Here is a 23,897-nt window from a genome sequence, read left to right as displayed (position 1 = left end):
GGCGGCTTTCCGAGGCATTCGGTCTCGGGGCTGAGGAAGCGGAGAAATCCCGCCGCTTTCCGATTCGCACGATGGCCCGCAGCGGGGTATACCGCCGCGCGTTCGTGTCGTTGGATACCACCGAAGATGGGAAACGACCGAACCAGAAAGGGCTAGCATTCATGGCTAACATCAAGTCCCAGAAGAAGCGCATCATCACCAACGAGAAGCGTCGTATGCGCAACCGCGCCGTCAAGAGCGAGCTGAAGACCGCCGTCCGTCACGTCAAGGACGCCGTGGCCGAGGGCAACGGCAAGGACGCCTACGCCTTCGCCTGCGAGGCCTGCCGTCTGATGGACAAGGCCGCCTCCAAGGGCGTCATCCACAAGAACCAGGCCGCCAACCGCAAGAGCGGCATCATGCGCCTGGCCAACACCGTGGTGACCGCCGAGGATATCGCCGCTTACGAGAAGCCGGCGCCGAAGCCGCAGAAGACCGGCTCCAAGAAGGCCGAGGCCAAGGCCGCCCGCAAGGCCGCCATGGCCGCCGCTTCCGAGGAGAAGGCGAAGCGCCGCGAGAAGCAGCTGAAGGAGGAGAAGAAGGCCGCCGAGCGCAAGGCCAAGGAGGCCGAGGAAGCCGCCAAGGCCGAGGCTGAGGCCGCTGCCGCCGAGGCTGAGGAGGCTCCGGCCGAGGAAGCCGCCGAGTAGCCTGCGCGCTCCGCTGACTTCGCGATCCGAAGCGCCGTCCCGTTTGGGGCGGCGCTTTTTCATGGGATCAACCTGCCTACAAGACGGCGGTTTTCCGTTGCGCGAGCGCATCCTTTATTTACAATAGAAAACGAGACGCGAAACCGCCCGATGAGGGCCCAGCGCGGAAGGAGCCAACATGGCAGAGACGGTCGGAGCCCGCGAGCGGGGGCGCATCACGCCCGACGAGGGTGCGGTGCTGGCGGCGGAGACGGCCCGCAACGCCGAATTCGGCAAGCCGGTGCTCATCTACCCCAACCTCTACCTGGTGCGCGTGCCCCTTCCCCACAACCCGCTGCACGCCCTCAACTCCTATTTCATTTTGGACGACGACGGCACCACCACCATCGTGGACGTGGGCTTCAACCATCCGGATTGCGAGCAGGCCCTAAGCGATGCCCTGGCCGCCCTCGGCCGTTCCTGGGACAAGGTGCAGGTGCTGCTCACCCACTCCCATCCCGACCACACGGGCAACCTCGACCGCATTTGGCGCGAGGGCATGCCGGTGCTCGCGAACCTGCACTCCTTCCAAGAGGTGAAGAACCTCATGGAGATGGAGGGCAACGTCTATGGTCCGCTGCTCCTTCAAGCGGCCACTTACGAGCAGCAGCAAGACATGACCTTCGGCGAGGAGGGACCGCGTTTGCACGTGTCGGCGGAGCTTCTGCCGCTTTCCACCTATCCGACCATGACGTATCTGGCCGACGGCGACCGCCTGAGTCTCGGCGAGTTCGAGTTCGAGGTGATCGAGACGCCGGGCCACGATCCCTGGCACATCTGCCTCTACGAGGCCGCCCACAAGATCCTCCTGTCCGGCGATCATGTTTTGGAGCGCATCACGCCGTCGGTATCGTCGTGGTTTTCTGCCTACAACGCATTGGCGGAGTTCCTGGATAGCCTTGAGAAAGTGAGGGGCTACGATGTCGATCTGGTGCTGCCGGCCCACGGCAAGCCCTTCACCGGCATGGGCGAGCGGGTCGACTTCCTCATCGAGCACCACCACAAGCGCCTGGAGGAGATCTACGAGCTGGTGGCCGGCGGCCACGACGACATCGTTCAGATTTCCCAGCATGCCACGTGGCGCTACCCCGATTGGAAGAGCTGGCCGCTCGATCAGAAGTACTTCTCCATGGGCGAGACGCTGGCGCACCTCATCTACCTCGTGCGCGAGGGCCGCGTGTTGCAGGGCATCTGCGGCCACGAGTACTACTTCCGCATGCCCTACGACCGCAAGAACCTGGCCTTGGCGCCGGGGACGGCTAGCTAGCGCTTGAGGGTTTCCACGAGCCAGCGGTAGAAGACCTCGTCGGGATCGCTGCCGCTCTTCATGGCCTGCTCGGCGTCGCGGGAGGAGGCGAGCGCCCGGCGCAGCTCCTCGGGACGCCATTGCCGCGCCCACGCGCCGTGGTTCTTCACGCGCCAGTCGGGCGCGCCGAGGGCTTTGGCGAGACCGCGCGGGTTGCCGCGACGGGCCATGGACTGGGCCGCCATGAGCTCGCGAAGGCGCGTGGTGCACAGGGCGATGAGCACATGGGGCGAGGCGCTCTCCATCTTCGCTCTGAGGGCGAGGCATTTACCGAGGTTGCGCTCGGCGAAGGCCGCCGTGAAATCCCATGGCTTCACCTCGGAGGTGCGGGCCACGAGCGCGCGCACCTCGCGCTCCCCCACCCCATCGGCCGTGCCGTGAGCCAGGGCGATCTTCTTCAGCTCGTTGTCAAGGTGCACGGTGTTCTCGCCCACGAGCTCCACCAGAGCCGAGGCCGCCCCCTCGGTAAGCGTGATGCCGTGGGTGCAAGCCATGGCGCGGACGCGCTTGGGCAGCTCCCAGCTCTTGGGCGGGGCGCAGTCGATGACGGCCTTGGGGCCCGCGGCGGCGAGCGCCTTGTACAGCCGCGTGTTCTTGGCGAGCTTCTCCGCCTCGCAGGCGAGCACCGTGGTGGCGCTGGGAGCCTTGAGGTAGTTGACGAGCTCCTCGGCGTCGGCCTTTTTCAGCTTGTCGGCGTTGCGCACGTAGACGAGGCGCACGGGACTTGCGAAGGGCATGGTGTTGCAGGCGGCTGCGATGGCGGCGCCCTCGGCCACCTCCCCATCGAACTCGTCGGAGTTGAAGGACAAATCGCCCATCGTGGCCAAGCGCGCCTTGAGGCGGGCGATGACCGCCTCGCGCTTGAGGGCGTCCTCGCCCACGGCCAAATAGGCGGGAAGGAGATCGGTATGTTGGCTGTCGCTCATGGCCCCATTGTACCCCATCGCTACTGCATCCCCTACCTTTGGGTGGAGACCGTGAGCGTATCTTCGGAAAACGCCACGACCACATCTCCCGACTCGTCGCTGCAGTAGGTGGCGCACCCGGTTTTCTCAAGGAAGTCCAGCGTGTTTTGCGAAGGGTGACCGTAGCGGTTGGCCTCGCCGACGCCGATGAGCGCCACCTTGGGAGACAGGCGCTCCGCCAAAGAGGCATCGAGGCTCTTTTTCGAGCCGTGGTGGCCCACCTTCAGTACCTCCACCCCGCTTGCGGGCAGCTTGTTGGTCAGCTGATCCAGCTGCTCGGCCTCGGCATCGCCGGTGAACAGGGCCGTCCACTTCGCTGCCCCGTCGCCATCGCCGTCCCAGGCGGCGAGCAGGCAGAGGCTGTCGGCGTTGCCGCCGCCGTCGGCCAATCGCTCGGGCCAGAGCACCGTTATCGAGAATTTGCCGCAGCGCACCGTATCGCCCGGCGACAGCTCGACGAGGGCGTCGGCGAGTCCCTCTGTCCGCGCTGCGGCCATGAGCTCCGAGCATGCTTTGCAAGAGCAGTCGGGAAGTCCCTCGGGCACCAGCAGCGCCGATGCGGGAGCCACATCCCCGAGCACGGAAAGCGATCCGCAGTGGTCGTCGTCGCTGTGGGTGACGGCCACAGCATCGAGGCGGCCCACTCGCTGGCGCGCCAGGGCGGCTTTGAGCAGGGAATCCTGGTTGCCGGTGTCGATGAGCAGCGCGCTCGCGCCGCTTCGCACGAGAAACGCGTCCCCCTGGCCCACGTCCAGCATGACGATGGCATCGGTGGGCATGCCGAGGGGAGGGCGCAGCACGAAAAGCGCCAAAACGGCCGCGGCCGCCGTCCCCGCCAGCCCCCCGATGCTCACTCGCGGCCACCAGGCCCACAACCCGATGCAGAGTGCGCCGGAAAGCACGGCCGCCGCCAGAGGCGCGGCATCGATGGGCACGCAGGAGCCCTGCAGCGAAGCGAGGGCGTTAACGACGGCTGAGAGCGGGGCGCATGCCAGGGCCGCCGCGCCGATGAGCCCCGGTGCCGCAGCGGGGGCAAGGCATGCGAGCAGTACGGCGACGAACCCGACGAGGCACGCCAAGGAAAACAGCGGCCCCGCTACCAGGTTGGCCAACGGCGACAGGAGCGGCAGTTGAGAGAAGAGCGCCGCCGCATAGGGCTGCGTCGCCAGGGCCGAGGAGCCGGTGAGGACGAGGGGATCGCCCACGACCTTCTTCAATCGAGGGAGCCCCGCGAAGGCCGAGGACAGCAGCGGTGCGAATAGAACGATTCCCAGGGTGGATCCCGCCGACAAGGCGAAGGAGGCCGAAAGGGCGCAGGCTGGATCCGCCCCCACGAAAAGCAGAAGGCACAGTCCCAACGCGCTGAGCGCCGAATTACGGCGGTTGGCCCAGAGCGCGAACAGTCCCGTCGCGGCCATGACCGCCGCCCGCAGTGCCGATACCGGCATCCCGGTGAACGCGACGTAGCCGACAAGAAACAGGGCGCTGGCCACCGTCGTCGCCTTGCGGCCGAGCCGCAGCAGCTTCAATCCTCCCGCAACGAACAGAACCACAATGGAGAGGTGCGCCCCCGATACCGCCACGAGATGGGCCAGCCCCACGGCCTTGAAGCAATCGTAGAGCCCCGATTCCTCGATGGCCGGCCGCCAACCGCACACAAGAGCCTGTAGAAGTGGCGCATTGTCTCCCCCGCACGCGGCGATGAGATCCAGGGCGCATCGCCGCAGATGGACAAAGGGGCCGCTATCGAGCGCTGCTTCTTCCGAGACAAACGCGCTTTCGCTCGCGGTGAGAGAGCCGGCCAGCCCGGTGTCCCAGTAGTATGCTGCCACTGCCTTTGCGGGCGGCTTGAGCGTTCCGGATACCGTCATAGACTGCCCTTGCAGCAGCGCCGCATCCTCGGGCAGGTTAAGCCGCACCCGTAGCACGCGGCCATCTGCGCCACGAAGCCGCGCCTCGGCGTGCCATCCGAAATCTCCGCGACGGGCATCCTCGGTGAGCTCGGCGTGCCAGGTTGCCGGCGCCGAATCGCCTCCCTGCGCCTCTGCGTAGGCCATAGAGCCGCGAAGAGCGCCGCCCCAAAAGGAGCAGAGAGCCACGGCAGCGGCGAGGGAGAGCGCCGCCAGAGCGCCGAGCGAGAAACCGCCGCCTCGGGCCGCGCGCAAGGCATGGGATGCCAGCCACACGGCAGCGCCCAGCGCAAGCATCCCCAGTACGGGAAGGGCCGCGGTGGGCGCAAGGCGCAGGGTCGGCCAAATCAGCGCCGTTGCAGCCCACAGGACGAGTCCTGCCACCAGCAGGGGCGGCAGAAAGGGGCGCGGCGGCCTGCTGTCGAGATCGCCCGTCACAGGCAGAGCCGATCCCGCACGGCCGCGAGCTTCTTCTCGCCGATGCCGGAGACCCGCGTCAAATCGTCGATGGACGAAAACGGCCCGTTCGCCTCGCGGTCGGCCACGATCTTCTCCGCCGTCGCCGCGCCGATGCCCTTGAGCGTTTCGAATTCCTCGGCCGTGGCCGTGTTGATGTTGACCATCCCGTCAGCCCCTGAGGAGGACGCGCCTTCCCCAGAGCCCTGCGCGCCGCCGGAAGCTGCCACGGCGCCCCCATCGGAGGGAGTCGCCTGGCTCTCGCTGCGGGAGGGGATGACGATCTGCTGGCCGTCCTGCAGCTCCTGGGCCAAGTTCACCGCATCGGTCCGCGCCTTTTCGGTGGCGCCGCCGGCCGCCGTCACCGCATCGATCACCCGGCTGCCTGCGGGCAGATAGTAGACGCCGGGCGATGCCACGCACCCGTCAACGTGAATGCACAGCTGCCCCGTCTCATCGCCGCTCGAGGGGAGCACCACGTTCTCGACGCTTTGGCCCGACGCGGCCTTCTCGGCGTCACCCTCCTCGCCTTCGACGGCTTGCACCGCTTCGTTGCCAGCGTCCCCCGATACGCTCGCCGAGGCCGCATCCTGCGCCCTCACCTCGAATCCGCCGCCGAGCGAAGCGCAGAAGGCGTACCCTGCGAGTACGATCATGAGCACCAGCGCCAATGCCACAGCGACGAAGACCGACCGGGGCACGCGACCCAGATGCAATCTCTCCGCGAGCGATTCCGCACGATCTTGAAAGGCCATGATCTCCTCCTTCTCCCGAATTGGAAAAAGGATACGAGCACACGACCGTATTTATGACGCGGGAATGTCTCGATCCGTTCCCCGCGCCGACCGTGGCCGCGTCCCGTCCCTGTCCCAATCCTCATCCCTCGGTACCATCCGTAGGGGCAGACCTTGGTCTGCCCTCGCGAGTGGAACAGAGGCGCGTGACAAAAAAGGGGCGACCAAGGTCGCCCCCTACGGAGAAGCGCGATTGAGACACGGAAATCCGAAGCTCTCTATCGTCGGCATTTGCTGGGCGGCTTGTAGGCCGGGCAGGCGTAGTCATGGGGCTCGGCCGCATCGGCGAGGGCGGTCACCCATTCCTCCACAGGGAAGGCGGCCTCGGCCTCGCGCACCGCCTCCAGTTTCGCGTGGGTCTCGGGGTTGCGCGGCATGAACAGCGTGCAGCAGTCCGGCGCGTCCATGGACGAGATCTCGAAGGTGCCCAGCTCCTGGGCCGCCTCGATGATCTCCAGCTTGTCCGAGCCAATGAGCGGCCGCAACACTGGCAATTCCACCGCGTCGTTCGTGGCGCGGATGTTGTCCAGGGTCTGCGAGGCCACCTGCCCTAGGCTCTCTCCGGTCACCAGCGCTCCGGCCCCTTCCCGCCGCGCAAGCTCCTCGGCCACGCGGAACATGAGGCGCCGGTACAGGATGACCCGCAGAGAGGGTGGGCAGGAGAGAGATATCTCGCGTTGGTAGTCGCCGAAGGGCACCACGTAGACGCGCCCGATGCAGCCGGTGCGCTCGAGCACGTGCGCGATGTCGTCCACGAGGTACTCCGAGGCGTCGGAGGTCTGGGGGCGTCCCGAGAAGTGCACGCCGATGGGCACGGCCCCGCGGCGAGCCATGCGCCAGGTGGCCACGGGCGAGTCGATGCCCGAGGACAGAAGGCACACCACCTTGCCCGACGAACCCACGGGCAGGCCGCCGATCCCGCGGACGGACCGCGCGTACACGTAGGCGGTGCCCTCCACGGCCTCGACGCCCACGGTGACGTCCTGGCCCTTCATCTGCACCCGCTTCTCGGGGAACCGCTCGCAGAGCACCTCCCCGATGTCTCGGTTCATCTGCATGGAGTCGATGGGGAACACCGTGTGGTTGCGCCGCGCGGATACCTTGAAGGTGGAGAAGGGCTCCGCCTCGGCCAGGGCGATGCAAGCGGCGCGCCCCATGACCTTGATGTCCAGATCGCACTTGAAGCCGCAGGATGCGCGGGCCACGCCGGGCACGCCCAGAATGGCATCGGTGCACTGGTTCGCTACCTCAAGCGTGGTTCCCTCCCGCAAGAAGACGAGCAGGCGCCCGGAGATGCGGTGGATGGTGACAACGGGATACGCGCCAAGAAGCGCCTCCAGGTTCTTCTGAAGGCGCTTCTCGAATACTCCACGGTTGCGTCCCTTGAGCCCGATCTCGTGATAATGCACGAGAATGATTCTCTGGAACTCTTCCATTTAGTGGTTTTTCACGTCGATCGACTCAGGATCGTACGAAACCTCGCCACGGGCGATCTCGTTGAAGGCCATGGACAAGGGCTTCGTATCGGCGGCACGGGCGATTTCCACGGCCGTCTGCAGCTGGATGGCGCGATCGCGCTGGCCGCGCATCATGTCGTTGATGTCGTGCGCACGCTTGGAAGCCAGCGCGCACAGAAGAAAACGGTCGTTGTCGGTGCGGTCAAGCAGGACGTCGATCTTCGGTTCGATAATGCTCATAGGGCGGATATCCTCTTACTGTTGCTCGGCGATTTCGTTGACGTAAGCGACGAGCTGGCGAGTGGCCTCGTCCAAATCGTCGTTCACAAGCCGATAATCATACTCCATTTTCTGGGAAAGTTCCACCAGAGCGGTGCGCATGCGCATATCCACCACGTCATCGGTCTCGGTGCCGCGCCCGCGCAGGCGCCGCTCCAGCTCCTCGAGCGAGGGGGGCTCGATGAACACGAGGTGCGCCTCGGGCATCTTCTCGCGCACCTGGAGCGCCCCTTGAACCTCGATCTCGAGGATGACCTGGCGTCCCGCCGCCATCTCGCGCTCCACCGAGGCGCGCGGGGTGCCGTAGCAGCTGCCGGAGTACTCGGCCCATTCCAGAAAGCCGCCCTCCTCCGCCAGGCTTAAGAACTCCTCCTTCGTGAGGAAGTAATAGCTGACGCCCTCCTCCTCACCGGGACGAGGGCGCCTTGTGGTGGCGGAGACGGACAACCAAGCGTCGGGCACTTCCTCGAGAAGACGCGCGATGAGAGTTCCCTTGCCGGTCCCGGACGGACCGCTTACGACGAAGAGGTTTCCGTGTCTCATGAATTCCTTTGTGACGTTGACGTTCTACTTGGACAGGCGCGCAAGCAGAGCCTCGCGCTGACGCTCGCCGATACCGCGGATGCGGCGGCTCTCGGCGATCTGCAGCTCCTTCATGATGCGCTCGGCCTTGGCCTTGCCGTACCCGGGCAGCGTCTCGATGAGCGTGGAAATCTTCATACGGCCCACGACAGGGTCGTCGCGCATATCGAGAACCTGAGCGACGGTGAGCTTGCCCGTCTTCAGCTCTTCTCGTACCTCCGCCCGCTTGATGCGTGCGGCCTTTGCCTTTTCAAGCGCTTCAGCGCGGGCCTCGGGGCTGAGTTGGGGAATTGCCATTTCTGTTCTCCTTCCAGTTCGGGCTGAGGGCATAGTACCACGCATTGATGAGGAATCAACACCTAATTTACTCGGAATCAATAAATGCGGCATTTTTCCCCAATTATCGGCTATACACGGGCCTTATTCAGGGATAAAACGCTTTGGAGCTACTCCAATTCCGCGGCGATGGCCTCGAAGGCCGCCACGGGATCGTCCGCCTCGGTGATGGGCCGGCCCACCACGATGTGCGACGCTCCGTTCGCGAAGGCCTGGGCGGGCGTGGCCACGCGGCTCTGGTCTCCCAGGGCGGCGCCGGCCGGGCGCACGCCGGGGGTGACGATGAAGGCGTCGGGGCCCAAGATCTCGCGCAGGGCGGCCGCCTCCTGGGGCGAGGCCACCACGCCGGAGATGCCCGCCTCCTTGGCCTGGGCCGCGAGGGCCGCCACCTGTTCGGGCAGGGGTCGGGCGACGCCGGTGGCCGCAAGCGCCTCGGGACTCATGGAGGTGAGCACCGTGATGCCGAGGGTCGCCGGCACGTCCCCGCCGTACTCCGCCGCGCCCTCCTCGGCGCCGCGCTGGCCCGCCTCCATCATGGCGGTGCCGCCCACGGTGTGCATGGTGAGCATGTCGGCCCCGCTGGCCGCCGCCGAGCGCGCCGCGCCCTGCACCTGGTGCGGGATGTCGTGGAACTTCAGGTCGAGGAACACGTTGAAACCGCGGCGCTTGAACATCTTCACGATGGCCGGGCCCTCGGCGTAGTACAGCGTCATGCCGATCTTGAGCCACTTCGCGTGGCCCTCCAGCTTGTCGGCAAGGGCTATGGCCTCCCAGGCGTCGCAGTCGAGCGCCACGATGACGCGGTCGCGAGCAGGAATGGAATCGAAGGCGGTTAGCATTGCAGGGCTCCTATCAGCTCGTTGACGTCTTTGACGCCCTGGGATTCGCAGTAGTCGATGATGCCGTCGATGACGTCGACGGTGGCGGTGGGATTGACGAAGTTCGCCGTGCCCACGGCCACCGCGGTGGCGCCGGCCAGCATGAACTCCACGGCGTCCTCGCCGGTGGATATGCCGCCCATGCCGAGCACCGGCACGGAAACGGCCTGGGCTACCTGCCACACCATGCGCAGGGCCACGGGCTTCACGGCCGGCCCCGAGTAGCCGCCCACCACGCGCGCCAGCTTCGGGCGGCGGGTGCGGGCGTCCACGGCCATGCCGAGCAGCGTGTTGATGAGCGAGATGCCGTCGGCTCCGGCGGCCTCGGCGGCCTTCGCGATCTCGGCGATATCGGTGACGTTCGGCGTGAGCTTCACGATGAGCGGGCGCTTCGTAGCGGCGCGGCAGAGCGACACCACCTTCTCCACGCTGGGCACATGGCAGCCCATGGTCATGCCGCCGGCGTCCACGTTGGGGCACGAGATATTCACCTCGTAGGCGGCCACGGGGGCTTCCTCCAAGGCCTCGATGACAGCCACGTACTCGTCGAAGCTGTGGCCGGAGACGTTCACCATGGCCGTGGCGCCGATCTCGGCGAGCCACGGCAGCTCGACGGCCTTCAAGTGCGCAACACCGGGGTTCTGAAGGCCGATGGAGTTCAACATGCCCGAAGCCGTCTCGGCAATGCGGGGGCTCGCGTTGCCCTCCCAGCCGTTCAAAGACACGCCCTTGGTGGTGACGGCGCCCAGGGCCGCCACGTCCACGAAGTCGTGGTACTCCATGCCGGCGCCGAAGGTGCCCGAGGCCACGGTGACCGGGTTCTTCATGGCCATGCCGCCGAGGTTCACGGACAGGTTGACGCTCGTCTCTTTCGGTTTGCGCTGCATTACCACACCACCTCGCTTGCACAGAACACCGGGCCGTCCACGCAGGCGCGGCGCTTGCCGGCCGTCGTATCGACCACGCAGGACAGACAGGCCCCCACGCCGCAGGCCATGCGCCTCTCCATGGACACCTCGCAGAACACGCCGGCCGCATCCGCCATGCCGGCCACGATCTTCATGAGGGGTTCCGGGCCGCAGCAGGCCACGTAGTCGTAGGGCGCGCCTTCCGCAGCGGCCGCCGCCAGGGCCTCTTCCACAAGCGGCGTGCAGAAGCCGGCGCGGCCGTAGGTGCCGTCGTCGGTGGAGCAGGCAGGCTCGCACCCGAGCACGGCCCCGTAGCGCTCGCGGGCCACCAACGCATCGATGGTGGAGGCGCCGAGGATGGCGTCGGTGGCAACGCCCGCCGCCGTCAGCTCCTCGGCCAAGGGGTACAACGGCGCGCTTCCCACGCCGCCGGCCACGATGAGCGCGCGCTTGCAGCCCTCGGGCGGCTGCCATCCGCGACCGATGGGGCCGATCATCTCCACCGCGTCGCCGACCGCGAGCTCTGTCATGTGCTCAGTGCCGAAGCCGAGCACCTGGTACATCATGTCCACCGTGCCCGCCTCCGCATCGGCCGCGTACACGCCGAAGGGGCGGCGCAGGATGTGGGCCTCCATGCCCGGCACCTTCACGTGCACGAACTGCCCCGGCCGCGCCGTCGTCGCGATTTCCGGCGCGCGCACGGTCATGAGCCAGATGTTGCACCCCATCTCCTCGTTCACCAGAATGGGCGCGTTCTCGTTGCAAAGCGTCATAGGCTCTCCTGTCGCGTCAGCGGGCATCATGTCAATAGCTGCTATTCTAGCCTATATTCCCGGTACGCTCCGCAACAACTCGATCGGAAAGAGCATTCGGCAAAGCTCAAGGGGCACAAAGCTATCCAATGCTTATTAACAACGAGAACGGCCGCCTTCTTCATTGGATGATTTCTAACGCCCGAAGCGCACGCCAACATCGCCGCTACATTTCCCTGAACCGATCTTCCAAATAGCGATTGGCATATTCCCAATTCAAACTTTTAGGCGGATTCATCACCTGGTCGTAAGCTTCTTTCATAAGTGCGGCAATGGAACGATAGGGAACATTACCCGTGGCTCCGCCGAAAGCCGGGATGACGATACTCTCAACTCGATTGTTCAGCGCGCACATCAGCGTCGTTCTCATGCACTGATACACAACGAGGGGATCCGCGATAGCTGAAGGGGCGCGCATCGTGGGCGTATGAATAAGCTTCTTGTCGCAACCAGGTATATCCACCATAAAACTCGTCCCTACAGGCTGTTCGCCATAGTAGTGGTTAATAATGTGATCCTGAACGCATCGTTGGAGCCCATCTCCGAAATAGCGAGTAATGGCGCCATCGTAGCCGCCATCCATGATCCCGTAAGAGTTAGCCGGCGAGACAACGCACTGCACGTCATAGGCGTCCATGAACACATCGAAGAAACCGCGAACAGGCATGACGTTGTCTTCGCTGAAATACTGCTGCCAGAGATCAACGAGGCCCCCGTTCCTATCGAGTAGAAAGATGTCCATTTTGTCTCCTCTTGTTGTTTTCCTTTCGTCCTCTTCAGTATGCACACTGCGCCGCGCTCACGAGAGACATCTATGGGCCTCGCCTTCTTTCTGAAATGGGTCTTCTGCAGCAACATATAGGAGCTTCAGAACGAAGGCGTCAATGGCAACCGTTGAGAAGGGAGCAGATGCCGAAAAACGCACAGGCAGGTTCTCAAAAGGCGAGCCCACTCCAAGACCCGCGTACATAGCCTTTACTTGCATTACGTAATGCAGTATAATGTTTGGAAACTAAGGAGGCAAGGATGAGCGCAACGGCCACATTGAACATACGGCTCCCCGAAGAGCTGAAAGAGCACGGAATGCAAGTACTCGCCAGGCAGCACATCAGCGTATCCGAGGCGGTGCGGCAGTTGTTCTGCGAGCTTGAGCGCAGTCAGCAAGTTCCGGAGTTTCTTGCCGATGCATCCCCTCGCGACGATATCCAGGGAAAGCGCCAACTTTTGCGAACCATGGTCCGCGCATCACGTCCGACACCTGACGCCCTTGAGCCCCCCATCGCACCGAAGGGCCATGACTGGCGCGAAGATTGGCGCGAGCATCTTCTCGAGAAGCACGGCGGTGCGTAATGAACATCCTCTTCGACACCAATGTCGTCATCGACCTTTTCACCGACACCGACGACTTCAAAGCTGCTTTCACCGCTGTCGACGTTGCCCTGTTGCGAGACTTCAAGCTTTGGCTTCCCGCATGTTCGACACCCTCTATTCGCTACCTGCTCACGGCACGAAAGCTCATGAAAGCGGCTGATGCCCGGAGGGCCTTTGGAGACTTGCTACAACTCTTTTCCATCGCCGACACCACGTCTGCCGATTGCCTCGCTGCCTATGAGCACGAGCACCGCGACTACGAGGACGACCTCATTGCTCATTCCGCGCATCGCACGGGCATCGACTTCATCGTCACCCGCAACAGCCGCGACTTCGAGAAGTCTCCCGTACCCGTTCTCTCTCCCACCGAGTTCGTCGACCTCTTTAAGCTGCCCAACATAGTCTACGGCTGGGAAACGCTGCCTGAGGCGTAGCTTGAAAGCATTGCTCAGCGTTCGTCTAGAGAACGTCTCTTATTCAATCCCTCTTTCGCTGCTTTGCAATGTTGATCCAGGCCTCAGCCTCCCATTCAATTGGGGTTTCCTCCAAAATCAACCTGAGCTGCTCACGAAACTTCAGATAATCGCCTTCATTCCACTTGCTCCAACTCTTAACTTTATCTGGGGAGTATTTCCCCCATCCGCCCCTCTCCAGTTCCTCTATCGCCAGGGGAAGCAATTCGTTCTTTTGCGGTTCAGAACGTTTCAGCCCGTCGCAGCATTTCCAAACGGCTTCGATTATGTAACTGTCGACGGGCAAATGAAGATTTGCATGATGCTTTGCGATTGCGTCCATCCATAAAGGCATCTCGATTGGCAAGTGCGAGTAGAGCGGACAAAGCATGTCCGCATATTTCAGGGTCATATTGATCCACTTTTGTGCGTTCCCGTACGTGAAGCGCTCCGCAAAGTCTTCTTCGTATGCTTCAACAAGAGCCCTGCACAGGCTTTTATGCCATTCGTCGAAGTCGGTATCTTCCTTCAAATTACTAATTTGTTTTTTCAGAATCACTTCCCCTTTTATTTTAGCGTTGCTTCTTTTTTCGTCTTCCTGTTTCTTAGCCTGAGCATTGAACGCTCCTTGATTTGTCGCATCAACGTAGGCCTTTTTGATGAGACAATCGATGATTGTCGAATCGGACTCCGCATTACGCAGATCGCTAAGGTCAAACCCAAACGCAAAGAATAGCAGGCTGGATACGGTTCTCTCCAGGTCAGTGGTGTCGCTATCGCCCATTAACGTCTTCTCCTTATCAATCAAGTGGTGAGAATCTATCGCATGAGGCAATCTTCATCTCTTCAGTTGCAAATCACTATGACACACATCGCTTAGGAGGGTACTTGAAGTTGGATGAGGCAACAAATGAATCGTCTGACTTGCTTCCTACCGATGGTCACCTCGAGGCTTAAGCAATCGCGACATACCCCCTTATGCGACAGTATATTCCCTCCATTGCCGTACGATAGTCATCCATGCTCAAAGTGGCCTTCGCGTTCGTGCGCGATAGTACACGACCTGCGCCATGAGGCGCTGAGTAATTCCACTCCTCACTTCCCTTCCCCACGGCGACAATGGACCCATCGCGCATGTTCAGGGGGATAAGCACCTTTTCGCCTTCATGGGCGGCAATGGCGCCTTTGCGCAAGATCATTTCGCCGGTATCAATGTAGTTGTGAACCGTGTGAAAAACCGACGATGCATTCAGACCTGTAAGCGAAAGCAGCTCGATCAGAATGCGCTCGCGATTTCGCATGGCGAAGCTCTGACAGATGGCCACGTCGTGCAAGTAGTCATCAAGATAGGTACCGTAGAGCCAGCAAAGATCGAGGGGGGCATCAAGGGGACGCGTTTCGAATCCGCTGTTCAACTCCTTAAGTGCAGCCTGGATTTCCCCTCTACGGCCCTGAGCCTTATAAGAATCGATGAGCGCTTGACGCTTCTCGAAAAGGTCTTCCTTTCCTTGATGAAGATCGATGACCAATTGCTGGTAGTACGTAGCTACCTGTAAGCCCAGGTTGCGGGATCCAGTATGGATGACCAAGCGTTGCATGCCGTCAGATGCCCGATCGATCTCTATAAAATGGTTGCCGCCTCCCAAGGAGCCCAGCGAACGCCCGATGCGCTTCGTGTCTTTGAGCGCGCGATAGCATCGGAGCTCTTCCAGATCGAAACGCTCTCTACGCCCATCCCATACACTAGAACCAGAGGGAACCTGGTGGCATGCATCGTCGAATTCCGGGAGATTGATGCTTTTGCGACCCAGATCTGCCGTTAGCATACCGCATCCGATATCGACACCGACCAAATTGGGAACCGCCTTGTCAGTGACCTTCATGGTCGTTCCGATAGTGCAGCCTTTTCCAAAATGCGCATCGGGCATGATCGCGGTGTTCGCGTCTTTCGCGAAGGGCATGTCGAGCATTGTACGTATCTGCTCGATAGCCTCATCTTCGATATTTGTGGCATAGCAAGCCGCTGTACCGCATTTCCCTTCTATAGTGAACATTCGTACCTCCAAACAGCCGGAATCATAGACAAATCGACAGTGTAGAGATATAGATGCGTTAAATTTATCCCATCGGCGCTCTAGTTTAGCGCACAAAGAAGCGAGCCGAAGGATCTACCGAGTATGGGAGGGATCCTTCGGCTCGCGCTCAGGATGACGCGGCGACCCGAGCGCAGGATGACACGGGGGTGTGTTTTTACAGTTCCTGCAAAGGGGCGACGTTTAGTTCGCCGGAGCGGGCGGCTTGCATGCCGGCTATGAGGGCCTGGGCGGCGGCCAGCGTGGTGGCATAGGTGATGCCGTGGCGGACGGCGGCGCGTCGCAGCTCGTAGCCGTCGTCGCGGGTGGCCACGCCGAGCGGCGTGTTGATCATGAGCGAGATCTCGCCGGCGGCGATGGCGTCCACCACCGAGCTTGCCCCCTCGTGGATCTTGCCGGTCACCTCGCAGGGCACGCCGGAGGCGCGCAGCACGGCCGCGGTGCCCTCGGTGGCCAGAAGCGAGAAGCCGAGGCGCACAAGCTCTCGGGCGATGAAGGCCACGGCGCGCTTGTCCTGGTCGTTCACGGAGATGAAGGCCACGCCACCCTCCGGTTCGGCGTAGTCGATGGCCATCTGGGTCTTCATATAGGCCGCCGGGAAACTTTCCGCGATGCCCATGACCTCGCCGGTGGAGCGCATCTCCTGCCCCAGTAGCGCGTCGGCCCCCGGGAACCGCCCGAAGGGCATGACGGCCTCCTTCACGAAGTAGCGGCCCGGCTTCGCGAAATGCTCCGGAAGGTTGAGCACGGCCAGCTTCTCCCCCGCCATGATGCGGCTCGCAAGCTTCGCCAAGGGCACGCCTGTGGCCTTCGAGATGAAGGGCACCGTGCGGCTCGCCCGAGGGTTGGCCTCGATGACGTAGACGACCCCGTCTTTCACGGCGAACTGGATGTTCACCAGGCCGCGCACGCCCAAGGCCAGCGCGATCCGACGGGCGACGCTCGCCATCTCGTCCTGCACCTTCGCCGACAGCGAGAAGGGCGGCAGGCAGCAGGCCGAGTCGCCCGAGTGGATGCCGGCCATCTCGATGTGCTCCAGAATGCCGCCGATGTACACCTCCTCGCCGTCGCACAGGGCGTCCAGGTCGCATTCCACGGCACCTTCGAGGAACTTATCCAGGTAGACCGGGTGATCTGGAGAAACGGCGGTCGCCTCGGCCACGTAGCGCGCGAGCCCCGCGTCATCGTAGACGATGCCCATCCCTCGGCCGCCGAGCACGTAACTGGGACGCACGAGCAGCGGGTAGCCGATCTCGCGGGCGGCGGCGCGGGCCTCATCGAGCCCTGCGGCCATGGCCGAGCGCGGATAGGCGATGTCGAGGGAATCGAGCAGCGCGGCGAACCGGTCGCGGTCCTCGGCCAGATCGATGGCGTCCGGGCTCGTGCCCATGATGGGCACCCCGGCCTCCTCCAAAGCACGGGCCAGCTTCAGCGGCGTCTGACCGCCGAGGGTGACCACGACGCCGTCGGGATCGGTCGCGTCGATGACGTCCATGACGTCCTCGTAGGTGAGCGGCTCGAAGAACAGCATGTCGGAGGTGTCATAGTCGGTGGAGACCGTCTCGGGGTTGCAGTTCACCATGATGGTCTCGTACCCGGCGTCGGCCAGCGCGTAGCTGGCGTGCACGCAGCAGTAGTCGAACTCGATGCCCTGGCCGATGCGGTTGGGGCCCGCGCCCAGGATGAGGGCGCGCGGGCGCTCCTTGGCCGCCACCTCGGACTCGTCGGCGTCGTAGGTCTTGTAGTGGTAGGCGGTTTTCGTGGGGAACTCTGCTGCGCAGGTGTCCACGGTTTTGAAGGCCGGGCGCACGCCGAGGATCTTGCGGCACGCGCGCACCGTGCGCTCGTCGGACCCCGTGAGCACGGCGATCTCGGCGTCGGAGAGCCCGTAGCGCTTCGCCATTTGGAAGGCCTCGGCGTCCATGTCCTCCAAGGCGCACCCGCGCAGGGCCTCCTGCACGGCCACCATATCGGCCATGCGCGCGCAGAAGAACGGGTCGATGGCCGTGCGCTCGTGCAGCTCTTCCGCGCTCATGCCCCGGCGCAGGGCCTCGTCTGCCAAGAAGATGCGCTCGGCCGTGGGGCGCGAGAGCGCGGCGAAGAGCTCCTCGTCGGAAAGCGCCGCCTCTTCCCCGCGCCCGTCGGCCCCGAAACCGGCGCGGCCCGTCTCCAGGGAGCGCAGAGCCTTCCCCAGCGCCTCCTCGAAAGTGCGCCCGACGGCCATGACCTCGCCGACGGCCTTCATGCGGGTGGTCAGCGTGTCGTCGGCCCCCTGGAACTTCTCGAAGGCGAAGCGCGGGGCCTTCACGACGCAATAGTCGATAGAGGGCTCGAAGCAGGCCGGCGTGGTGCCGGTCATGTCGTTCACGATCTCGTCGAGCGTGTAGCCCACGGCCAGGCGCGCCGCCGCCTTCGCGATGGGAAAGCCCGTGGCCTTCGACGCCAGCGCCGAGGAGCGCGACACGCGGGGGTTCATCTCGATGATGACCATGCGGCCCGTCTCGGGGTGCATGGCGAACTGCACGTTGGAGCCGCCCGTGGCCACGCCCACGCGCTCGAGCACCGCGAGCGACGCGGCGCGCATGCGCTGGTACTCCAGGTCGGTCAAGGTCTGGGCCGGGGCCACGGTGATGGAGTCGCCGGTGTGCACGCCCATGGGATCCATGTTCTCGATGGAGCACACGATGATGCCGTTGCCGGCCGCGTCGCGCATGACCTCCATCTCGTATTCCTTCCAGCCCTCGATGGACTCCTCCACGAGCACCTCGCCGGCCGGCGAAAGCTCCAGCCCCTGGGAGACGATGCGGACGAGCTCGTCCTCGTCGCGCGCAATGCCGCCGCCGGCGCCGCCCATGGTGAACGACGGGCGCAGTACCACGGGGAACCCGAGCTCGCCGGCGATGCGCAGGGCGTCTTCCACGGAGTAGGCGTAGCCGGCCCGCGAGACCTCGATGCCGAGGTCGGCCATGCACTCGTTGAAGAGTTTGCGGTCCTCGCCGCGCTCGATGACGTCCACGTCGCAGCCGATGAGCTCCACGCCATAGCGCTCGAGCATGCCGGACTTGGCCAGTTCCACGGCCGTGTTCAGGCCCGTCTGGCCGCCGAGGGTGGGCAGGCACGCATCGGGCCGCTCCTTCGCGATGACTTTTTCCACGAAAGACGGTGTAATGGGCTCCACGTAGGTGGCGTCGGCCAGCTCCGGGTCGGTCATGATGGTGGCCGGGTTCGAGTTTACGAGAATGACCCGGTAGCCCTCCTCGCGCAGCACCTTGCAGGCCTGGGCGCCGGAGTAGTCGAACTCGCAGGCCTGGCCGATGACGATGGGGCCGCTCCCTATAACGAGAATGCTCTTGATATCCTCGCGCTTGGGCATTTACGCCACCTCCCCTTCCGTGTCAGCTCCGAACTTCCAACCGGACAGGCGGTCGGTCGCGATGTCGATGTCCAGGTAGTCCTCACGGCCCTCCATAAGGCGCGCGAAGGCGGTGAACAGGTAGTGGGCGTCGGTGGGGCCCGGGGCCGCCTCCGGGTGGTACTGCACGCTGAAAGCCGGCACGTCCAGGAAGGCGAAGCCCTCGGCGGTGCCGTCGTCGAGGTTCACGTGCGTCAGCCGGATGCGCCCGAAGCGCTCGTTGGCCACGACGGGGGCAATGCCGCGCCGGCCCCATTCGCGCAGGTCTTCCACGTGCTCGGTCGCACCTCCGGAGAGCTCGGGCACAAGCGCGCCGAGGCTCTGGAAGCAGGGGCAGAAGCCGTGGTTCTGGGCCGTTACCTCCACGCGGCCGGTCAGCAGGTTCTGCACCGGGTGGTTGCCGCCGTGATGGCCGAACTTCAGCTTGTCGATTTCCGCGCCCGCGGCCTTGGCCATCATCTGGTGCCCCAGGCAGATGCCGAACAGCGGCACGCGGCCCAGCAGCTTCTCGGCCTGGCGATAGGTCTCCCCCACCGCCTCCGGGTCGCCCGGGCCGTTGGAGAGGAACACGCCGTCGGGGCCCATCGCCAGCACCTCTTCGGCCGGAGTGTCCCAGGGCACGACGGTGAGCTCGCAGCCACTCGCCACCAGACCGTCTAAGATGGAGCGCTTCACGCCGCAGTGGTAGACGACCACCTTGAAGCGGGGCTCGGCCGGGGCGGCCAGGGCGAAGCCATGGGAAGCGGGCAGGTTCGCGGCGGTGTAGGAGTAGGCGCCGTCGCAGGACACGTCGGCGGCCAGGTTCACGCCTACTAGCGACGGGCTTCGGCGCACCTTCTCGAGCAGCGAGGCGACATCCGCGTCCGTGGTGGAAACGACGGCCCGCTGGGCGCCATGGTCGCGGATGTGGCGCACGAGCGCACGGGTGTCGATGCCCTCGATGGCCACGACGCCCTCGCGCGTCAGATAGTCGCCGAGGCTCTCCTGGCTGCGCCAGCTGGAAGGCGTGGGGCACAGGTCGCGCACCACGAGCGCCCGCAGGGCCGGCCTCTCCGCCTGGGCGTCGTCGGCGTTCACTCCGTAGTTGCCCACCTGCGGGTAGGTCAGCGCCACGATCTGCCCCGCGTAGGAGGGGTCGGTGACGATTTCCAGATAGCTCTCCAGAGAGGTGTTGAAGCAGATCTCCCCAAACGCCTCGCCGGGCGCGCCGCAGGAGGTGCCGGCGAACACCGCGCCGTCCTCCAGCACGAGCAGCGCCGGCACGGCCGCCGGTTTCGACGTGGCCGCCCGCATCTTCTCCGCAATCTTGCTCAAAGCATCCGTCCTTTCCGCGACTCGCTCATTTTCGTCTCACGTGCTCCCGGCTCCTTGCCGTCCCTGCGTCTCCGCACTCTCGCGAAAGCACGGTCCGCCCCTCGGCAGCGCCCGCAAAAAAAGCGCTCCCGCCTTGGACGGGAGCGCTTACAAGCACACAAGATGAAGTTCGCTCATCGCACCTTGCCGGTCTCTCGGTACCGTCCGTTAAAGGTCGTTTTTGAGCATAAGGCACCTTGCTAGGTATGCATCTGCACAAAAATAAGCGGCCGAAGACGACAGCCGAATGGCACCGCGAGGACTCCGAAACGTCGTGGCCTATGAAGGCCTGCGGTCGACGACCACAGCCAGAGATTTTCCGGAGAAGGCGATGCCGTAGCGCAGGCTGCCCGCCGTAGACGGAGCGCCCGCGCCGCCCCTGGCCGTGTCCGCGTCGTAGGCCCGCGCCTCTATCTGGGCCAGGGCCTCGGTGGCCAGCACCTGAAGGCGGGACGCGTCGGCCCCGTGCTCGAACTTCAGCTCCAGGGTGACCGCCGGTAGCCCCGCCCGCTCGGGAGCCAGCCGGATGTCGAAGCGCCCGCGCCCCGCCTCGCGATTCGAGGCCGGGTTCCCGTAACCGGGTACCCCGAACAGAAGGCCCACCAAAAGCATGTGGTAGCTGTTTTCGCTCGTAAGGTCATAGAAGCTCGCCGAGTTCAGCAGCACGTCCTCCAGCTCCTCGGCGAGCAGGCCGGCGTCCCCGTCGACAAGCGCGCGGTGAAGGTCGATGAGGCAGTCGCGACCGCCGGCGATCTGCGCGAAACGGTCGATAATCTCGCTACGGTACAACGACGCGATCTCCAAATTGGGAATGCGCAGCCGCCGCACGACGTCCTTCGAATTGGGCTGCTCCGTATCGTCGGTGGTCAGATAGCCGGCAAGGTACAAAAGCGACCAAAGGGCCTCGGGGCGGGCATCCAAATCGCCGAACACCACCGACAAATCGAGGGCGGCCTCCACCGACCCGCCCGCCTTAAGCAGCTCGTACACCTTCCGCATCAGACGCGCGTCTCCCCCGCGCACCATAGCGGCGATGGGCGCGTTCGAAGACGTGTTGCCCCAATAGGGCGCGCACTCGCAATCGTTGTCGAAGTAGTTGAGCACGCTCCAAGGGTTGTACACATCCACCGAGCCGAAGCGGTAGCCGTCGTACCATTGGCGCATCTCGGGGAAGTGAGCGGACTGGCCCAGGTAGTTAGCGAGCGCGCGCACCTCGTCTTCCGTGAAGCCGTAGCGCTCGTCGTACTTGGCGTTGAGGGAGGTGTTCACCACCAAGTTGTTCAAATCAGAGAAAATGGACTCTTTCGAGATGCGCTGCACGCCCGTGAGGCACGCGAAGGCCAGGGCCTGCCCTCCGTCCTTCAAGGCCGCCGTAAGCCATCCTTTGAGAAACGAGACCATCTCGTCGTAGTACCCGTTGTCCCGAGCCGCCATGACCGGCGCGTCGTACTCGTCAATGAGGACGACGGGGCGACGCCCATGGTGCTTGAAAAGCAGACGAGTGAGGTTTATGAGGGACGACTCGATGTCTCCGTCCGCCGCCTCCCATCCCGCAACACGATCGAAGTAGGCGCGCTCTTGTTCGTTCAGCTCGGCGCTGTCGGACAAGTATCCGTGACGGATGTATTCCCATACGATCAGCTGGTTCAGGGCGCCCCAAGCATCTTCCCAGCACTGTTTCTTCACCGGATTGAAGCTGATGTAGATAACGGGATAAGCGCCCTGATGCTCGCGATAGCGACCGTCGTCGGCGTCCCAAATGGAAAGGCCCTCGAAGAGATAGGCGGCGTCCTCGGCGTTCGGGTCGCTCGCCGGGGGAATCTCGAAGAACGACTTGAGCATGGTCATGTTCAGCGACTTGCCGAAACGGCGCGGGCGGCAGAACAGCGTGACGGCGGCAGAACTGTTGAGAACGTCGGCGATGAGCAGAGACTTGTCGATGACCACCGACTCCTGCACTGCTGTGGCGAACCCGTCGCGCCCGATGGGCAGACGCCGACGGCCGGACAGGTCGGACAGGCGCACGTCGCCCTCGCGATAGATGCCGTTCTCGTAGGTGCCCGTCATGGTGCGGCCTTTCTCCTTCGTAGCGTTTCCCCGATTATAAACGAAGGGCCGCTGCATGCGGCCCTTCGCGGGGAATTGTGCGTCGATGCCGCAGAACCATCAAGTGTAGCAAGGCTCGGTATCCGGATAGAGCGTTACATCGACGCCGTGCTCCGGAGCCGGCGCGATGCCCGCGACCTTACCATTCTCGGCGTAGGCCACAAGGCCCCCTTCCCTTTCCCCGAGAAGCCAGTACCCATCCTGCAGGTAACGCCCGTCGAAATCTGCGGAAAGGTCAGCCCCTGAGGCGGCCAGCGTAGCGGCGTCAGCGACGATGGCGCCTTGCAAGTCCATCAGACAGCTGTACGCATCGGACGATCCGTCACCCTCGGCGCCGTAGCCCTCGATCAGACGCTCCTTCGAGTCCGCGGTGACGTAGACGAGGCCGTCGGCGGCAGTGAAGCTCAGCGAACCCTCGGCCAAAGGAACGATCCACTTCTTGGCGGAAACGCTGTACAGCCCCACGAGATTCTTGTTGGCGCCTCCGTGGGGGTTCACCTTCTCGGCGCGCACGCACACCACGCCGCCCGACGAAACCTGGTCGCCCGTGAAAGCCGCGCCGTCGATGTCGCCCTCCACATTGAACGAGGCGATGTCCAACAGCACGTTGCTCGCGTAGTCCGTCACCACGGTACCAGAATCGTCGGGAATGACGCAGCCGCCGCCGATCGAAGTCGGGTAGCCCTCGGCCTGGTAGAGGACGTTGCCGTCAACATCGAGGAACATGGCTCCGTCGATGCCCTGCAGTGCGAGGACGCCGTCTCGATAGCAGTCGGGGGCATTCATCATGGCGAGGTTGTAGGTGAATTCCCGGCCGGCCGCGCCCTCGTCGGCGAACTGGAAGGCCTCTGCGTCGCCGACGGTGAACACGACCTTCCCCTGCTCGTCCAGGACGACGACGGCTCCGTAGCTGCCGCCGCTCCACTCGATGAAGAGAACGAGTCGTCCGTCGGCGTAAGTGGGAGAGTTGGTCACCGATGCATCCTGTAGATTGCCCTGGAAAGTGTATCCGTAGCCGTGGACGAGATCGGTAAGGTCGACGACCAGGGCGCCCGTATCGTCCACCAGGCCATAGTGGATCATTTCGTCGAACTCGGTGTCCCATTCCTCGTCGTACTCGCTCGTCTCCCACGTGACGAGCACCTTGCCCTCCGAGAAGCCGCCCATGGGCCTCATGTCGGGGTTCTCGAAGACGACCTCGTTGCCCTCGAGATCGGTGAGGCACACGTCGTAAGTGCCGCTTGGATGGAAGTTGGTGCTCGAGATGAAGTAGCGGTTCGGAATAGCGAGCGCCGGCTCGGCCGCGGGATCGGCCGTGGGATCCGACTCGGGCTCGGGCGCGGGTTCAGGCGCAGGCTGCGGGTCTGACGCCTGCACGGACCCGAGCTCCGGCTCCGGGGCGGGCGCGGCGAACGGGTTCGCCACCGCGATGCCCACCGCCGCCAACGCCACCACGACCGTCGCGGCTATGCCGACAACAAGACCGGTGCGCTTCTTCTTGGAAGGGGCCGGCGAAGGGCCGGCAGCAGCAGCCGCTCCCTGGGTCGCGCCGCCATGGGCGGGAGCGTCCCCGGCGTCCGCGCCGCCCGCGGACGCACCCTCTGCCGGAACCTCCGGCGCCAGGGCGCCCATCGGAGCGCCGCACTTTGTGCAGAACTTGGAACCGTCCAGCATCTGGTTGCCGCAATTGGTGCAGAACATG

The 23,897-nt window shown here is 64.1% G+C and carries 21 protein-coding genes; 4 read left to right on the top strand and 17 right to left on the bottom strand.

What is annotated here, in order from left to right; all coding sequences use genetic code 11:
- Positions 1 to 161 precede the first annotated feature (161 nt).
- Complete coding sequence (gene rpsT / locus NE591_RS02785; RefSeq protein WP_157011640.1) at positions 162 to 686, top strand: 30S ribosomal protein S20; 525 nt, start codon at positions 162 to 164, stop codon at positions 684 to 686.
- Positions 687 to 864: 178 nt separating this feature from the next.
- Complete coding sequence (locus tag NE591_RS02780) at positions 865 to 1,992, top strand: MBL fold metallo-hydrolase (protein WP_256156294.1); 1,128 nt, start codon at positions 865 to 867, stop codon at positions 1,990 to 1,992.
- On the opposite strand, the gene holA is transcribed toward NE591_RS02780, so the two are convergent.
- From holA to NE591_RS02725, 11 genes are all read right to left on the bottom strand, one after another.
- Positions 1,989 to 2,957: a DNA polymerase III subunit delta gene (gene holA, locus NE591_RS02775; RefSeq protein WP_256156293.1), complete on the bottom strand. Its 969-nt coding sequence runs from the start codon at positions 2,955 to 2,957 to the stop codon at positions 1,989 to 1,991. The two genes, NE591_RS02780 and holA, sit on opposite strands and share 4 nt — an antisense overlap.
- 32 nt (positions 2,958 to 2,989) lie before the next feature.
- Positions 2,990 to 5,344 (bottom strand): DNA internalization-related competence protein ComEC/Rec2, encoded by a 2,355-nt coding sequence (locus tag NE591_RS02770; RefSeq protein ID WP_256156292.1) that lies wholly within the window; start codon positions 5,342 to 5,344, stop codon positions 2,990 to 2,992.
- Complete coding sequence (locus NE591_RS02765) at positions 5,341 to 6,117, bottom strand: ComEA family DNA-binding protein (protein WP_256156291.1); 777 nt, start codon at positions 6,115 to 6,117, stop codon at positions 5,341 to 5,343. The genes NE591_RS02770 and NE591_RS02765 overlap by 4 nt, the downstream gene beginning before the upstream one ends.
- 257 nt (positions 6,118 to 6,374) lie before the next feature.
- Positions 6,375 to 7,592, bottom strand: coding sequence for a tRNA uracil 4-sulfurtransferase ThiI (gene thiI / locus NE591_RS02760; RefSeq protein WP_256156290.1), 1,218 nt, complete (start codon positions 7,590 to 7,592; stop codon positions 6,375 to 6,377).
- Entirely contained in the window at positions 7,593 to 7,853 is a 261-nt protein-coding gene (locus NE591_RS02755; RefSeq protein ID WP_022739952.1) for a DNA-directed RNA polymerase subunit omega, read from the bottom strand.
- Positions 7,854 to 7,868: 15 nt separating this feature from the next.
- Positions 7,869 to 8,435 (bottom strand): guanylate kinase, encoded by a 567-nt coding sequence (gene gmk / locus NE591_RS02750; protein WP_256156289.1) that lies wholly within the window; start codon positions 8,433 to 8,435, stop codon positions 7,869 to 7,871.
- 24 nt (positions 8,436 to 8,459) lie between these two features.
- Positions 8,460 to 8,771: an integration host factor, actinobacterial type gene (gene mihF / locus NE591_RS02745; RefSeq protein ID WP_022739954.1), complete on the bottom strand. Its 312-nt coding sequence runs from the start codon at positions 8,769 to 8,771 to the stop codon at positions 8,460 to 8,462.
- A gap of 149 nt (positions 8,772 to 8,920) precedes the next feature.
- The gene (pyrF, locus tag NE591_RS02740; protein ID WP_114548318.1) at positions 8,921 to 9,649 is read right to left on the bottom strand and encodes an orotidine-5'-phosphate decarboxylase; all 729 of its coding nucleotides are present in this window, start codon (positions 9,647 to 9,649) and stop codon (positions 8,921 to 8,923) included.
- Positions 9,643 to 10,575, bottom strand: coding sequence for a dihydroorotate dehydrogenase (locus NE591_RS02735; protein ID WP_256156288.1), 933 nt, complete (start codon positions 10,573 to 10,575; stop codon positions 9,643 to 9,645). Before NE591_RS02735 ends, pyrF begins: the two co-directional genes overlap by 7 nt.
- Positions 10,575 to 11,369 (bottom strand): dihydroorotate dehydrogenase electron transfer subunit, encoded by a 795-nt coding sequence (locus tag NE591_RS02730; protein ID WP_022739957.1) that lies wholly within the window; start codon positions 11,367 to 11,369, stop codon positions 10,575 to 10,577. The genes NE591_RS02735 and NE591_RS02730 overlap by 1 nt, the downstream gene beginning before the upstream one ends.
- Before the next feature lie 205 nt (positions 11,370 to 11,574).
- Positions 11,575 to 12,150, bottom strand: a complete 576-nt coding sequence (locus NE591_RS02725; protein ID WP_256156287.1) for a macro domain-containing protein — start codon at positions 12,148 to 12,150, stop codon at positions 11,575 to 11,577.
- Between the two features lie 284 nt (positions 12,151 to 12,434).
- On the opposite strand from NE591_RS02725, the gene NE591_RS02720 reads away from it, so the two are divergent.
- Both NE591_RS02720 and NE591_RS02715 read left to right on the top strand, forming a co-directional pair.
- Positions 12,435 to 12,758, top strand: coding sequence for a hypothetical protein (locus NE591_RS02720; protein ID WP_161127262.1), 324 nt, complete (start codon positions 12,435 to 12,437; stop codon positions 12,756 to 12,758).
- A complete protein-coding gene (locus NE591_RS02715) occupies positions 12,758 to 13,213 on the top strand; it encodes a PIN domain-containing protein (protein ID WP_256156286.1) in 456 nt (151 codons plus the stop codon). Before NE591_RS02720 ends, NE591_RS02715 begins: the two co-directional genes overlap by 1 nt.
- Before the next feature lie 43 nt (positions 13,214 to 13,256).
- Here NE591_RS02715 and NE591_RS02710 read toward each other — a convergent pair whose 3' ends face one another.
- From NE591_RS02710 to NE591_RS15930, 6 genes are all read right to left on the bottom strand, one after another.
- Positions 13,257 to 14,015 carry a hypothetical protein gene (locus tag NE591_RS02710; protein WP_256156285.1) on the bottom strand — a complete coding sequence of 253 codons (759 nt, stop codon included), beginning with the start codon at positions 14,013 to 14,015 and terminating at the stop codon, positions 13,257 to 13,259.
- 169 nt (positions 14,016 to 14,184) lie between these two features.
- Complete coding sequence (locus NE591_RS02705) at positions 14,185 to 15,285, bottom strand: RtcB family protein (RefSeq protein ID WP_256156284.1); 1,101 nt, start codon at positions 15,283 to 15,285, stop codon at positions 14,185 to 14,187.
- A gap of 196 nt (positions 15,286 to 15,481) precedes the next feature.
- On the bottom strand, positions 15,482 to 18,697 hold the full coding sequence (gene carB, locus NE591_RS02700) for a carbamoyl-phosphate synthase large subunit (protein ID WP_256156283.1): 3,216 nt from the start codon (positions 18,695 to 18,697) through the stop codon (positions 15,482 to 15,484).
- Positions 18,698 to 20,050, bottom strand: a complete 1,353-nt coding sequence (gene carA / locus NE591_RS02695) for a glutamine-hydrolyzing carbamoyl-phosphate synthase small subunit (protein WP_256156282.1) — start codon at positions 20,048 to 20,050, stop codon at positions 18,698 to 18,700.
- 318 nt (positions 20,051 to 20,368) lie between these two features.
- A complete protein-coding gene (locus NE591_RS02690) occupies positions 20,369 to 22,156 on the bottom strand; it encodes an AAA family ATPase (RefSeq protein WP_181869651.1) in 1,788 nt (595 codons plus the stop codon).
- Positions 22,157 to 22,255: 99 nt separating this feature from the next.
- On the bottom strand, positions 22,256 to 23,896 hold the full coding sequence (locus NE591_RS15930; RefSeq protein ID WP_114539028.1) for a zinc ribbon domain-containing protein: 1,641 nt from the start codon (positions 23,894 to 23,896) through the stop codon (positions 22,256 to 22,258).
- Position 23,897 lies beyond the last annotated feature (1 nt).

Source organism: Adlercreutzia sp. DFI.6.23, from assembly GCF_024462535.1.
In the GTDB taxonomy this organism is placed as follows: domain Bacteria; phylum Actinomycetota; class Coriobacteriia; order Coriobacteriales; family Eggerthellaceae; genus Adlercreutzia; species Adlercreutzia rubneri.
This window is presented reverse-complemented; position numbering and strand designations above follow the sequence as displayed.